Here is a 14,173-nt window from a genome sequence, read left to right on the forward strand (position 1 = left end):
TGAGTAACAAATAAGGAAGTATCTCACCATGAAACAACTCTTTGCGCTGTCTTTAATTCTGTTCTTAACAGCTTGCAATCACACTCAGAAAATTGATGTAAAAGAACCACTTAAAAAACCATCAACGCTACTTAACCATAGCCTTTTTACGCGTTTGAATATTGAGAGTGAAGAGAGTATTTTTGCGCTGCCCGAAGCCGAACGACACAAATTTTTAAGTTATGCTCAAGAGCAAAAGCTACAAAATATCCGAGCCGATACAATCATTGCCAACTATTTAGATAGTAATCTCGACAAGTTCACTTATGATGGTGCTACGCTTAATGCCACCGCTACGCTGGCGATGAATGAAGGCAATTGCATCAGTCTCGCTATTTTGACGCAAGCCTATGCAAATATGCTAGGTATTGAAACCAGCTTCAAAGAAGTTGCGACAATGCCTGTTTACAAAAAGCAGAACCAAACCATTTTGGTCTCTAACCATTTTAAAACCAAGCTATACGCACCTAGAGAGCAAGAGGATGAGAAGTGGCTATATGCAATTCGTCCAGGTACCGTCATTGATTACTTCCCAGCAAGAGATTTAGTATTTATCGGTAGCGCAACATACGCTGATTTAGTGGCAAAATATTATGCAAATTTAGCCACTGAAGCTTTACTGGCAGAACAGTTCGATATGAGCTACTCCCTCGTTTCTCAAGCCCTTGAATACGTCCCATATGATCCAGAACTTATCAACTTAGCCGCTATTTTACATCGCAGAGTCGGTGACACAGACACCGCAAAGAAGCTGTTTGAGTTTGCGCTAAACAATCAACTAGTAAGCAACAACTTACTATATAGTTACAGCTATCTTGCACAGCAACTCGCTGATACACCACTTCAAGAGAAACTAGAAGAGCAATTGTTGAACAACGCAAAAACTCCGTTTGATTTTCTACAACTTGCCGAACAAGATATTGCCAAAGAACGCTATTCTAGCGCCGAAGCGCTGCTTAAAGAGCTCATCGCAAGCACCCCCTACATTCCTGAACCTTACTTCGCATTGGCAAAGATTTACTACCTGCAGGATAAAAAAGCAAAAGCTGCAATGTATTTACAATATGCGATCGACAAATCGGAAGATAGAGAAAAGCAAGGGGTCTATCAGGCTAAGCTAAATACCCTCGAGTATGTTGGTCGTAGTTATAACCAAAACAAAGAACAAAATTAAACTCAATGTTAATTTATTATTAACAACCTGTTTACCTGTGCGTTTTTTCGTTCTACCTTAGATGTGTCTAACTTTTAGACAAAATACAAAACATGTAAGGATCAACAATGAAAAAACGCTATTTTCTCCCAGCTCTTAGTATCGTTTCGATGAGTGCTTTTGCACAAGCGCCATTAACTGAAGAGCAAATGTTAAACTACACAAGCAAGACCACCGAGACCATCATAGGTAAAACTGAAACATTGAACTTAGCCCTCAGTGGCAAAGCCAATACAATTTCACAAACCATTTCGCACCCAAACGCCAGTTATATAAAACTACACTTTAAAAACATTAACTTAAATGGTGGTGGTAAACTGGTTGTTAGAGCAACGGACAATAGCGAACGTTATGAGTACACCGCTTCTGACATGCGTAAAGCAACTTTAGAAAAAGGTGACAACGGTGCCAGTGACTTTGCGGCCATGTCAGTATCAAGCGACACGGTAATCGTTGAGTACACACCAGGTCAGGCGAACAATGCTAACTTAGGCACGCCTATCATCGACTATTATCACTTTGGCACCGAAGACCAGCTAAGTATTACAGACGTTGATACTTCATCTACCTGTGGTGTTAATGAACGCAGAGACGTTCAGTGTTGGGCACAATCTCACCCTACTGAGTTTGAACGTAGTCGCCCAGTGGCTCGCTTGGTTATTGGTGGTCGCAGCTTGTGTACCGGTTGGCGCGTTGGTGCCGACAACCACATGTTTACCAACAACCACTGTGTAGAAACAGCGTCAGAACTGACATCAACCGAAGTGTGGTTTAACTACCAGCATACCACCTGTAACGGCAGCACTAAAGAAACAGTGGTCAAGGTAACAGGTAAAGATTTCCTTAAAACAGATTACACTCTGGATTACACACTATTTACCGTTAATAACTTCGAACTAACGGAACCTTTTGGTTATTTTGGCCTAGATGTACGCGATGCAACGCAAGGCGAACGTATCTATATTCCACAGCACGGTTCTGGTAATCCAAAAGAACTATCGATTGAATCAGATCAAGACAGCAACGGCTTATGTCAGGTGAATGAAGCCAATGCAAATGGCCGTGGTACGGGCACAGACCTTGGTTACTATTGCGATACAATTGGTGGCTCTTCAGGCTCCCCTGTACTTGCTGCGGCAACCAACAATGTTATCGCGTTACACCACTTGGGTGGCTGCACAAACAAAGGGGCTAAAATCAGTAAGATTTGGCCACAAGTTGCCGGCGAGTTTAACAATCAAATCCCGGTTGGCGATCAACCTGGCAGCGACCCAGTACCTGTGGCTCACTTCACCTATAGCTGTGACAAGTTAGCTTGCCAATTCGATGGCTCAGGCTCTAGTGTACCTGGCGGTTCAATTAACCAGCATGAATGGCAATTTGGCGACAATAGCAGCAATGGCTTTGGCAGTAATGTTGCGCATACCTATGCCAATGGTGGTGATTACTCTGTAACTCTGACCGTTACAGATGACCAAGGTCAAACGGCTTCTTTAAGCAAAACAATTTCTGTTTCTGATGCGACCGACCCTGCACAACTTGAAAAAGGTGTGACAAGAAAAGACCTATCAGGTGAAAAGTACTCAGAACAGTTCTTCTACTTTGATGTCCCAATGGGTGCAACCAATATCACCTTTAAAATGGCCGGAGGCACGGGGGATGCAGACTTGTACGTGCGTAAAGATGAAAAGCCTACAACGTCTACATATGACTGCCGCCCTTACCGTTGGGGTAATGGTGAAACCTGTACACAAAACGATGGTGCTGGCAGATATCATGTCATGATCAGAGCATTTTCTGCATTTAATGGCGTACAGCTAACAGCCGACTATACTAACTAAGGCATATCGGGAGTGAATGGGTAGAACAGTGCGTTTTAGTTCCACCCAAACAGGTGTACACCCTGACATGCACTTCATTCTCCATATCTGTTTTATACTCAAGGCGACACAATGTGTCGCCTTATTTCATGGCCTGTTCAGGATAATCTATAAGTCGTACCATAGACCAAACCAAGCTCTATTCTCATCTTCAAATCGCTCGCCTTCAACGCGGCTCATACCCATATCAATTTTAAAATCACTCAAGCCTGCTGGTGCAAACTTACCTAACCATGTCCGCCCATTTAACTGCGTTGACCATTTGATACCATAACTTTGTGCATATGACTGTTCATCAAGTTGGTGCTGTTGGTAGTACAACCATGGGTAGCTCTCTTTGAGTGTTATGGCACCACTAAGACCCTCATATTTACTCCCTTGAGCCGAATAAAAAGGCAACTCTGGCGCCATTATGACATTGACCATGCGCATTTCACTGAGCAATGAAGAGCTAAACCCTCCAAGCTGAAGAGCCTGATCTTGTCGCTTGGCGTACTGGTAAGACACGTTCATCGGAATGTAAAACGCTTTTCCATATAGACTCGCTGAAAAACCTTGCCCCTGCCAATCTTGTTCAGAAGTTTGACCTTTCACCCGATAGCCAGACACCTTTTGACCAATGGCAAAGGATTGCTGGTCGTACAGCCATGATTGCTGTATACCTGCGCGTAGCCAATGCACAGAAGCTGACTGTTGTTGTTGTGCTTGTTTGCCAACCAAACCCGCAAACTGAGCCCGTAACTTGAACTGTCCCCATTGGTATTGCTGGCTTAACTGTGCAAACACTCCGTGCTGTTTATCATTAATCGGAGTTGATGAGGTTTCCGCTGTGCTGTCTATTTCAAAATCAAAGCCATGCACATCCAGCTGTAGCTGATTGTATTGATAACGCAGCTTTGCGAAACTACCTTTTAACACCCCGTGCGAGACATCATGGGTATGCCCTATATGCCAACTTAATTGCTCCAGAAAATCTGACCCTTTTAAACCAACATCAAATAACGTGGTGCTTGTTGAGGCATATTGTGCGCCCAAAGCCAGTGAAGCATTCTGACGCCAGATATTATATTGTTGCGACGGTATCTCATCTTCATATATCTGTGCTGGTGGCAATTGAACACTATAAACATTGCGCATTTGTTCATCGGCTAGCGCGTTCTCATTACCTGATTGATGCCTAGATTCGAGCTCATTCACCAACTCTCCTTGCAAAACTGGTAACAGATACATGTCCACGCCTTCAAAGCCACTCGATAAATAGAGTAGCGAACCGTGTTCATAAGCAGTGGGAAACTGAAACAGTGCCTGCCCTTGTGTCAGTTTATACAGCGCCCCCGTAACCAGCTCATATCGGTAAATATCCAAAGCACCGTTTTTGCCCGCAACAAAGTGCAGCGCGCTGCCGTCAGAAGCCCAACTTGGCTGTGTTAAATACTGATACCCTTTCGGTAGGGGAACAGGTATGGTCTTATTGGTATCGACATCTTGTATATACAACTGCCAATTTCCATTGATTGTATGCTTCAAAAATGCCAGTTTTTGCTGTGTGGCGTTAAATACGGGAAAGTCATATAACGTGCTCAACTGTTTACCAAATAATGGTGTAACCTGCGCACTGGGTAAATGAATTTTTACCAGCTCAGAATAACCATAAGCAACCTGTTCGGCATAAATGCTCTGCCCATCATCGGCTAAGGTAAAGCGACGTATTGCTTGGTTTTGAGTTAGTTGTTCAACTTTGTTTGAGGTCAGTGACCAACGAAACAGCTCTCCTCGACGCTGGTTTGAATTTGCGTTATCTACCGTAGAGGCAATGAAATACAACGTATTATTATCTAGCCAGTGAGGATAGCGAATACCAGAGAAATTGAAAGGTTCGAGTGAAAAGAGCCGCTTTTTCGCGAATACTTTAGGGCGAACCTCGACCACATCCAGCGGATCTTTCTCTAAGAGCTTGCGCTGCTTTTCCTCAAACTTTTGCTCTGCGTCGGGGTCATCTTCGCTCTGATAGACGTTAAGCTTAATTCGTCCCTTTTTATCGTACTCAACAATGGCTAATCGACTACCATCCTCCGACAATACGGGACTACGAGCACCATAGGCATACTCTTGCCAAAGGCGACTTGGTAGTTCAGGTTCTTGCTGCTCTTTGGCCATTGCCTGATAGGTATATTCCGCGGTAAAGCGCCGATATAAGGTTGCGGGATGCTCTGCAAATACCCCCTTAAAAGCACTGGTAAAATCTCGCGCGGTTACCGCTCGCATACGGATCCATACCGCATCAAGTGTCTGTTGTGAATAGCGTTGCTCGAGCCAAGCAAGAAACCGAGCTCCCAACAAATAGGCCATCGACTTAGATTTATATTCATGATTGCCATCATTCAACTGTTGGTAGCTAAGCAAGGCACCTTGTTGTGCCAATTCCTGCAGCAATGCCTCACTATAATTATCATACAATCGGCCACGTCCCGTCATTTTGGACTCCAACAATGTGGCGTATCCTTCAGCCACCCAGCGGGGCATCATTGTTTCAGAGACATCGTACAAGTCCCACACATCTCGCAATGTTTGCTTCCAGACGTGTCTACTGGGTTGAGAAAGATGTACTAAGTGTATGTATTCATGCAGTATAAGGAGTTGCTGCCAACTGTTGTGATTGGCAATAACAGTGTCTGATTGCGGTGGCGTCGTAAACAAAGCCATAAGTGGACTATCAGTACTGGGAAGCGCAAATCCATTCGCGGCATGGTAGGGATCAAAAACGACCACGTCGGCTTTTGTGCCCAGCCCCCTATTTTGCTGCTGCCACACCTTGTCGCGCACTATTTCTAGCTCTTTGGCAGCACTGCTAGCCCACGCCTTATGACCTTGAGTGTAATGAATGTTGAAGTTATCGGTTTGTATGGTGTGCCAAGTCGGCGCAGCTAAAACCTGCACGGGCCATAGCAATACTATCCAAAGGCCTGCGATGGTGACTAAGCTCACCCATATCCATTGTAAACGCATAAATTCTAAACCTCACAAGTTTGACTGTGATCAGTATGCCAAATAATCAGGGGTAACTTGTTTAAAAACTTAGAAAAATTGTAACGAACAACGACTGTTAGGCCATATCAACCATCAGACTGGGAGCCAATCGTTCGGCACTTTAGTTGTATATACAATTAAAAAGCCGTGTCGCAACTGTTTTAAAACATGAAAATAACTGCGGATGTTCAGACAAAACGTTTACCAAGCTATGAAACACGCTCAATGAAGGTACACCGAGCGTGTCACATATGTTACCAAAATCAGATCCAACGTATGATCGTTGCCAAAGTGTGACTTTGACCGGGTTCCACCCGCGCTCTATCTTCCATAACGTTTGCGGCTTCCAGGCACAGCATGGTGTGATATTCATCATCACGAAAGTTGGTAAGTCGTTTGGATTTTTCTATCCATGGGTTCCAAAGCACACAAGACGTTGAGTTTTCTCGGGCCACTTCAATGACCCCTTCAGGGGTATGAATGGTTTGCACTGCTTGGGCTTGTGTGTACACCATGTCCGTTTCGCGCGCAAAGGTGACCACCTCATTTTGCATAAACGGACCCTCACCAAACTCAATGTAACTTGCGCCCTGCAAGCCATCAACCTGCGTTTGCTCAATAGCAGAGGTCGGAAAATAAGTATGTAATGCCTGAGATAAAGTAAATGGCTCTTTTCCTAGGTTTGTGTTGGTCAAACGTACTTCCAATTGCTCTGAAAACTTAAACTCTACTTCTAGTTTTGAGTCATACGGCCAGTAGGTTTTATCCACTAAACGCATGGGCAGAGACAAACGCACAATTATATGGTCACTATGCTCATGCACATCTTCAGCACGCCACAGTAGCTTGCGCGCAACACCATGAATTGGCCAATCGATTTTTTCATGTACGCCAAACCAAGGCCAGCAAATGGGGATACCACCACGGATTGCCTTTCCTTCTTGGTAATCTTCATCAGCCGAGACCCAGATCAGGCTCCCTTTGCCTTTAGGCGTAAATTCGCTAAGTTGCGCGCCCTGTAAAAATACTTTGCCTGTGCACAACGGACTGTCAACATTTATGTATTCAAGTCCACTGTCAGTATGTCGAATCGAAACTGATGCTGATAACTCCATATCTCACCTTGTTATTAAATTGCTTGCTGACTGCTACATTACCGAATAAGTGCCCTGAGAGTAAATAAATAACGGCCAAGATGAAGGATACTCATCATTGGCCGTTATCGTGAGGTAAATCTTGTCACACTTTAAACTGCCCAACTAAATCCGTAAGCTTGCCAGACAACTGATTCATTTTTTCACCACTTGTAGCAGTGTTATTCGCAACTTCTGTCACGCTATCTGCGGCATTTTTGATATCGACTACATTGCGGCTAATATCCTCAGCCACATGTTGTTGCTGCTCCGCAGCTGTGGCTATTTGAGTATTCACATCACTGATGGTTTGAATGGATTGAGTGATCTCTGAAAACTGGGTCTGGGCAGAGCGACTCAATTCAACCGTTTGCTCAGTCGCTTTTAAGCTTTTACGCATGTCTTGAGAAACTTGTTCCGTCATTTTATGCAGCTTATCAAGTTGGGCTGCAATTTCTTCGGTAGACTCAGAAGTTCTTTGCGACAGGGCACGTACTTCGTCCGCCACCACCGCAAAGCCGCGACCGTGCTCACCCGCACGAGCCGCTTCGATAGCCGCATTCAACGCTAACAAATTGGTCTGTTCGGCAATGCCACGTATCACGCTCAAGATAGACATGATGTTTTCACTTTCACTGTCCAGTTGTGTGATATCCGATGTAGCACTGGCTATCACCGATGCGAGATCAGCCACACTGGATACTGTTTTCGTGATCACTTCTTGCCCTAACTGCGATGCATGTTGAGTTTGAGAGGCAAGCTGTGCCGCATTCGCACAACTGGCAGCAACCTCATTGGCCGTTGCTGCCATTTGATTTATGGCAGTAGCCACCATTTCCAGTGCCTGTTGCTGCTGCATCGTAGACTCCGTCAATTCACTGGCTTGAGCTGAGGTAGACTGTGCAGTATGGGTCACTTGTTGCGCACACTGATTAATTTGCGTGACCAGCTGTGCAATCAGGTTCAAAAACAGATTAAAGCTATTGGCCAACTTGCCCGTTTCATCTTTGGCGACGATATTGAGGCGTTGCGTTAAATCTCCACCACCTTGTGAAATCACGGTAAGGCCATCACTTACCTCCACTATTGGACCCGATATTAAGCGCGCTATGTATGTTGAAAACGCCACAAATACCGCTATCAATATTGCGCTAATCGCCACAATTGTGATGGTCATATTATTGGCTGACGCCATCACCTCACTTTTTTGTACCAACCCAACAAACTTCCACTCCAACCGCTCAGACGTATAAATGTTGGCGAAATACTCTGTTCCGTTCACTTGTATGCTGTAAGTTCCCGAGTTGTAATCCGCGATTTTAGTAAATGCACCATCAGATATGGCAGTAAAAGACTTGAATGTATGCTCCGCGTTGCTGGCGTCTGCTAACACGGTGCCGGTATTTTCAACCAACACTAAATAACCCGTCTCGCCCAAACGGATCTTCTTAACGATGTCTGTTAGTCCACTTAACGACACGTCCATACCCTGCACACCCATCACTCGTCCGTTATCTTTGATGGCTTTAACGGTTGAGACTATAACCATATCATCTGGTGCCCAGTAATAAGCGTCCGTACGAGTTGTTTTGCCGCCACCTAGCTCGCCCGTTTTGTACCAAGGTCGAGTGCGAGGGTCATATCGAGCATTTACCTCACCTTGTGGCCATTGAATATATCCACCTTCGGTATTACCCATATAAATGTATGCAATGCCAGGATGCGTTTGCCCAAACAACTCAAACTGCTGGTAGGCTGCCTTTTCCACTTCGTGGTTTTGTATGGAGTTGAGCTGTGTTGCGGCACTTGAATTGACATACGTTTTGACCTGTGTACGTGCTGCTAAAATTTTCGGATGGCTGGCAAGGTAATCTACATTTTTCTCTATTTCAGCAAAAAACATACTGATACCATTATCAATTTGCAGCGCTTCTCGATTTGCCAATTGCGAAAAGTTATCCAATGATGCTTGTCGGGTTTGTGAAATCATCAACCCAGCAATGATCAAAAGGGGTAGCACAATCGCTGAAATAAAAGCCAGACGTAGCTTTTGCGAAATACTCATAATGCGACCATCCACATTTATCGTATAAAAAATATAGCCAGCAACTCACCTGATGGTCAAGGCTACAAGATGTAATAGATTGAATTTACTTGTAATCGTATATGGTTTCTAATTTGAGGTAATCAGTTAGAATAGTCTACCCTATACATACAAGTAACTATCACAGTAACTAAAAAGTGGGTAACCATGCATAAATTAACACCTCTAGCGCTCGCAATGAGCCTGTTTCCGAGCTTCTCTCAGGCGAGCGATGCGGAAATAGATAAACTAAAGCAACAACTTGCAGATCTGCAAAAGCAAATCCAAAAGCTTGAAGCCAAGTCCACCCAAAAAGAAGAGAAAAAGTCTTCTGGTATCAAAGTCGGTGGTGCTGTACGGACTAACTTTAGTCACACCTCGTATAACGATGGCAACAAAAATCGCGGTGGTGATTTTGACTTTGACATTTTCAGAGTCAACTTTTCCGGCGATATTGGCGATGTTCAACTCAACGCCGAAGTACGTTTTTTCGATTATATGAGCGCGATTAAATATGCGTATGTGGGCTATGACTTTGCCAAAGACTGGCAAGTACAGGCCGGTATTACCAAAGTTCCCTTTGGTAATTGGCCATATAACTCACACAACTATTTCTTCAACACAACTTACTATATCGGCTTAGAAGACGACCATGACTTAGGCGTATTGTTCAAACGCAAGCTAAAAGACAACTGGCAACTAGACATTGGCTTTTTCAAAAATGATGAGTTAGGCGGTGTTGATGGCTATGTTGAAGATCGCAGTGACCGCTACTCATACGATATTGTTGGATACCGTAACACAGGTGATGGCGTGTATGATGATCCAACACAGCCGCTAGGTGAATATAATACGTTTGCTGGCCGTTATGCGTATCACTTCAAACACAAAGGTGGTAGTACGGAAGTCGGCTTTTCAGGCCAAACGGGCGGCCTGCACAACGGCATAGAACGCGCGGGTGACTATCACTCATGGGCCGTGCACGTAAACAGCCATATGGGTCCGTGGAACTTTCAGTTACAACACGGTGAGTATAGCTACGATGTAGATGATGCCAATGTCGATCGCATGGCCGTGGGTGCGTATGCTTTCTACGATAGTATTGCCGCTGAAGCGATGACCTCAAACCTCAACGTGGCCTACAGTTTGCCTGTTAAATGGGGCGCAGTCACCGGCCTGCAGTTTTACAATGACTTTGGAATCATTTACGACAAATCAGACAACAGTGAAGATACCTGGATGAATGTCACCGGTGTGTCCGTTGCAGCGGGTGGCTTTTTCACTTACTTTGATTTTGTAAACGCGAAAAATCAGCCATTTGTCGGTGGTTCAATTGCTGGTGACAGCGATGAAACTGAGCAACGCTTTAATATCAACATCGGCTATTACTTCTAAAAACGCGAGCTTTTAGACTACTACCTTTGCTCATCAGCAGTGACCCACATCACTGCTGATGAGATAAAAACTCGCAAACTGATTGCGCTGTGGTAAGCTTTAAGCATCATCATGTGTAGTGAGCAAAGCTATGGTAAACAAAGTAACAGCGCTTTTTAATCGGTGTTTCTGGCTGCATGTTGCAGGTATCAGCTTTGTTGCTTTAGGCTTTGTGGGCATAGTGCTGCCGGTGATGCCAACCACGGTATTTTTTATCCTCGCACTGGCGTGTTTTACTCGCTCCAACCCTCGATTGGCCAACTGGCTGCTTAATCACAAAAAGTTTGGTCCCACTTTGCAACAATGGCATGATTATCGAGTGATCCCAACCAAAGGTAAGTGTTACGCGGGCTTAGGTATGCTACTGGGGTTGGTTATTTTAGCCTACAATACGCCGCCAATTTGGGTGCTTATTTGTGTGGCCCTGTGTGAGCTACTGGTGATGGCCTACATTTGCTCTAAACCATCACATCCGCCAGCTACCATTCGTTCAAAATAACGCGCTTGCAATAGCCATTGTTTATCTGTTCACCCCTTTTATACTGGCTAAACAAAAAATCAACTAGGGAGATGCTATGAACTTAAATCAAGTCACCCTGAGCGTACGCAACATGGATCAAGCCACATTGTTTTACCGTCAACTCGGCTTTTTGCAGATCGTTGACACGCCGCACTATGCACGCTTTGAATGCCCAAACGGCGCAACCTTTTCGTTATCACTCGATAAGAATATGCAAACAAACGGTACCACGATTTACTTTGAACATGAACAACTAGACGAGTGGGTCGCAGAACTTCAAAGCAAAGATATTACCTTTGATAGCCTCCCAGAAGACAAAAGGTATTTGTGGCGAGAAGCACAACTGCATGACCCCAGCGGCAACAACATCAAGCTTTACTGGGCTGGCAATAACCGCCTGAATCCCCCATGGCGAGTAGAGCGCTGCGATAGCTAAACACAGATGAAAAAAAGCGATGACAGCAATCTAGATAAGCCATTGTATTTCGCCGAAGATCCTCTTTATAGTCTAAAATGTAATCAAAGCACTTAGCTAAGTACACAAGTTAAGTGCTTTGTCATTTTTAAACCTCAGTCAATAAGGTAAAGAACATGGATAAGAGTAACGAAAATGCAGTCGGTAAATGCCCAGTTATGCATGGCAGTAACACGCGCCTTGGGGATCAAAGAACCAAAAATACCGATTGGTGGCCCAATCAGTTAAACTTAAAAATTCTTCACCAAAATGACAAAAAAGCGAACCCACTGGGAGAAGGATTTAACTACGCAAAAGCCTTTAATCAGCTTGATTTAGCCGCCGTAAAACAAGACCTACATGCCATTATGACTGACTCAAAACCTTGGTGGCCTGCCGACTTTGGTCATTACGGCCCTTTGATGATACGTATGGCGTGGCACGCTGCAGGCACCTACCGAACCGCAGATGGTCGAGGCGGGGCTGCGACGGGTAACCAACGCTTTGCACCGCTCAATAGCTGGCCAGATAACGCCAACCTCGACAAAGCACGCCGCTTGCTATGGCCTGTTAAGCAAAAATATGGCAACAATCTTTCTTGGGCCGATCTCTTTATCCTCGCAGGCAATGTCGCGCTCGAATCAATGGGTTTAAAAACGTTCGGTTTTGCAGGTGGACGTGAAGATATTTGGGAGCCTGAAGAAGATATTTACTGGGGCGTCGAAAAAGAATGGCTGGACAACAATCGCTACTATGGTGAGCGGAATCTTGAGCACCCTTTAGCGGCAGTGCAAATGGGCTTGATTTATGTGAACCCAGAGGGCCCTGATGGCCACCCAAATCCAGTGGCTTCTGGTAAAGATATCCGCGAAACCTTTAAACGCATGGCAATGGACGATGCTGAGACCGTTGCGCTAACCGCAGGCGGTCATACATTCGGTAAGTGCCATGGGGCTGCACCCGACTCTCACGTTGGACCCGAACCCGAGTCCGCTCCTCTAGAACAAATGGGCTTTGGCTGGCACAACCAATATGGCTCAGGTAAAGGCGCAGATACCATTACCAGCGGTATTGAAGGCGCTTGGACTCCCACACCAACACAATGGGATAACAGCTACTTTGATGTGTTATTTGGCTATGAGTGGACTTTATCTAAAAGTCCAGCTGGTGCACACCAATGGGTGCCTGTGGATTTAGCACCAGAGCATCATGCCCCCGATGCCGAAGATGCTAACAAACGTGTAGGGATCATGATGACCACCGCTGATATGGCGATGCGTGAAGACCCTGAATATCGAGAGATTTCCAAATACTATCACGATAACCCAGAGGCTTTTTCAGACGCCTTCGCCCGAGCGTGGTTTAAGCTTACACACCGCGATTTAGGACCAAAGTCACGCTATTTAGGACCAGAAGTTCCTGACGAAGATTTAATTTGGCAGGACCCCATTCCTGCTGTCAATCACGAGCTGGTAGACCAGCGCGATATTGACCAACTGAGCATACAGATCCTTGCATCTGGGCTAAGCGTTTCAGAGCTGGTTTATACCGCATGGTCATCAGCATCAACCTTCAGAGGCTCTGATTGCCGTGGTGGTGCCAATGGCGCAAGATTAAGGTTAGCACCTCAAAACCAGTGGTTAGTGAATCATCCTGAGCAGCTACACAAAGTGCTGATGACGTTGAGCCAGATCCAACAGAGTTTTAACGACTCACAGTCAGGTAACAAAGCGATTTCGCTTGCCGATATGATTGTCTTAGCAGGCGCAGCTGCCATCGAAAAGGCGGCCAAAGACGCGGGGGTTGACGCTTTGGTTCCCTTTACTCCCGGACGCAGCGATGCCAGTGCCGAGCAAACTGATGTTGAATCATTTGGCTTACTTGAGCCCATTGCTGATGGCTTTAGAAACTATCAAAAGAGCGAGTACAGTGTCAGCGCAGAGGAGCTGCTGCTCGACAAAGCGCAACTCCTCACTTTAACCGCACCAGAAATGACCGTGTTGATTGGTGGGCTTCGCGTTTTGAATGCTAACTTTGAACAACGTCCACACGGTGTTTTGACCGCTCGTCCAGGCGCTTTGAGTAATGACTTTTTTGTCAACTTGCTGGATATGGACACCGAGTGGAGTCCAGATGATGACAAATCACAAACCTTTGTGGGACGTTGCAGAAAAACGGGCCAGCAAAAATGGCAAGCAACTCGCGTCGACCTTGTATTTGGCGCCAACTCTCAACTTAGGGCCATCAGTGAAGTGTATGCCTGTGACGACAACAACATAAAGTTCATACAAGACTTTATCATGGCTTGGAACAAGGTGATGAACGCTGATCGCTTTGATATTCGCTAAACGAGCGTCTTTACTAACAAAAAGAGCACGATAGGTCGTGCT

General features: G+C 45.2%; 9 protein-coding genes. 6 read left to right on the top strand and 3 right to left on the bottom strand.

Annotation, left to right across the window (positions count from 1 at the left end; all coding sequences use genetic code 11):
* Positions 1 to 28: 28 nt before the first annotated feature.
* On the top strand, positions 29 to 1,213 hold the full coding sequence (locus tag BET10_RS00465) for a tetratricopeptide repeat protein (protein ID WP_070982855.1): 1,185 nt from the start codon (positions 29 to 31) through the stop codon (positions 1,211 to 1,213).
* Positions 1,214 to 1,320: 107 nt separating this feature from the next.
* Complete coding sequence (locus BET10_RS00470; RefSeq protein WP_070982856.1) at positions 1,321 to 3,093, top strand: PKD domain-containing protein; 1,773 nt, start codon at positions 1,321 to 1,323, stop codon at positions 3,091 to 3,093.
* 147 nt (positions 3,094 to 3,240) lie between these two features.
* Here the strand turns inward: BET10_RS00470 and BET10_RS00475 are convergent, their stop codons facing one another.
* The 3 genes from BET10_RS00475 to BET10_RS00485 form a co-directional block, all read right to left on the bottom strand.
* Positions 3,241 to 6,138, bottom strand: a complete 2,898-nt coding sequence (locus tag BET10_RS00475; protein WP_240503610.1) for a TolB family protein — start codon at positions 6,136 to 6,138, stop codon at positions 3,241 to 3,243.
* A 284-nt stretch (positions 6,139 to 6,422) separates the two neighbouring features.
* The gene (locus BET10_RS00480; protein WP_070982857.1) at positions 6,423 to 7,274 is read right to left on the bottom strand and encodes a D-hexose-6-phosphate mutarotase; all 852 of its coding nucleotides are present in this window, start codon (positions 7,272 to 7,274) and stop codon (positions 6,423 to 6,425) included.
* Positions 7,275 to 7,398: 124 nt separating this feature from the next.
* Entirely contained in the window at positions 7,399 to 9,357 is a 1,959-nt protein-coding gene (locus BET10_RS00485) for a methyl-accepting chemotaxis protein (protein ID WP_070982858.1), read from the bottom strand.
* 186 nt (positions 9,358 to 9,543) lie between these two features.
* On the opposite strand from BET10_RS00485, the gene BET10_RS00490 reads away from it, so the two are divergent.
* From BET10_RS00490 to katG, 4 genes are all read left to right on the top strand, one after another.
* Complete coding sequence (locus BET10_RS00490; RefSeq protein WP_070982859.1) at positions 9,544 to 10,770, top strand: porin; 1,227 nt, start codon at positions 9,544 to 9,546, stop codon at positions 10,768 to 10,770.
* A gap of 130 nt (positions 10,771 to 10,900) precedes the next feature.
* Complete coding sequence (locus BET10_RS00495) at positions 10,901 to 11,308, top strand: YbaN family protein (protein ID WP_070982860.1); 408 nt, start codon at positions 10,901 to 10,903, stop codon at positions 11,306 to 11,308.
* Between the two features lie 76 nt (positions 11,309 to 11,384).
* Positions 11,385 to 11,765 (top strand): VOC family protein, encoded by a 381-nt coding sequence (locus BET10_RS00500; protein WP_070982861.1) that lies wholly within the window; start codon positions 11,385 to 11,387, stop codon positions 11,763 to 11,765.
* Positions 11,766 to 11,920: 155 nt separating this feature from the next.
* Positions 11,921 to 14,131: a catalase/peroxidase HPI gene (gene katG / locus BET10_RS00505; RefSeq protein ID WP_070982862.1), complete on the top strand. Its 2,211-nt coding sequence runs from the start codon at positions 11,921 to 11,923 to the stop codon at positions 14,129 to 14,131.
* The last annotated feature ends 42 nt before the right edge of the window (positions 14,132 to 14,173 follow it).

The organism is Pseudoalteromonas amylolytica, from assembly GCF_001854605.1.
In the GTDB taxonomy this organism is placed as follows: domain Bacteria; phylum Pseudomonadota; class Gammaproteobacteria; order Enterobacterales; family Alteromonadaceae; genus Pseudoalteromonas; species Pseudoalteromonas amylolytica.

Coding starts and splice junctions, on each gene's coding strand:
- BET10_RS00465 (WP_070982855.1), top strand. CDS start 29: ATGAAACAACTCTTTGCGCTGTCTTTAATTCTGTTCTTAACAGCTTGC.
- BET10_RS00470 (WP_070982856.1), top strand. CDS start 1,321: ATGAAAAAACGCTATTTTCTCCCAGCTCTTAGTATCGTTTCGATGAGT.
- BET10_RS00475 (WP_240503610.1), bottom strand. CDS start 6,138: ATGCGTTTACAATGGATATGGGTGAGCTTAGTCACCATCGCAGGCCTT.
- BET10_RS00480 (WP_070982857.1), bottom strand. CDS start 7,274: ATGGAGTTATCAGCATCAGTTTCGATTCGACATACTGACAGTGGACTT.
- BET10_RS00485 (WP_070982858.1), bottom strand. CDS start 9,357: ATGAGTATTTCGCAAAAGCTACGTCTGGCTTTTATTTCAGCGATTGTG.
- BET10_RS00490 (WP_070982859.1), top strand. CDS start 9,544: ATGCATAAATTAACACCTCTAGCGCTCGCAATGAGCCTGTTTCCGAGC.
- BET10_RS00495 (WP_070982860.1), top strand. CDS start 10,901: ATGGTAAACAAAGTAACAGCGCTTTTTAATCGGTGTTTCTGGCTGCAT.
- BET10_RS00500 (WP_070982861.1), top strand. CDS start 11,385: ATGAACTTAAATCAAGTCACCCTGAGCGTACGCAACATGGATCAAGCC.
- katG (WP_070982862.1), top strand. CDS start 11,921: ATGGATAAGAGTAACGAAAATGCAGTCGGTAAATGCCCAGTTATGCAT.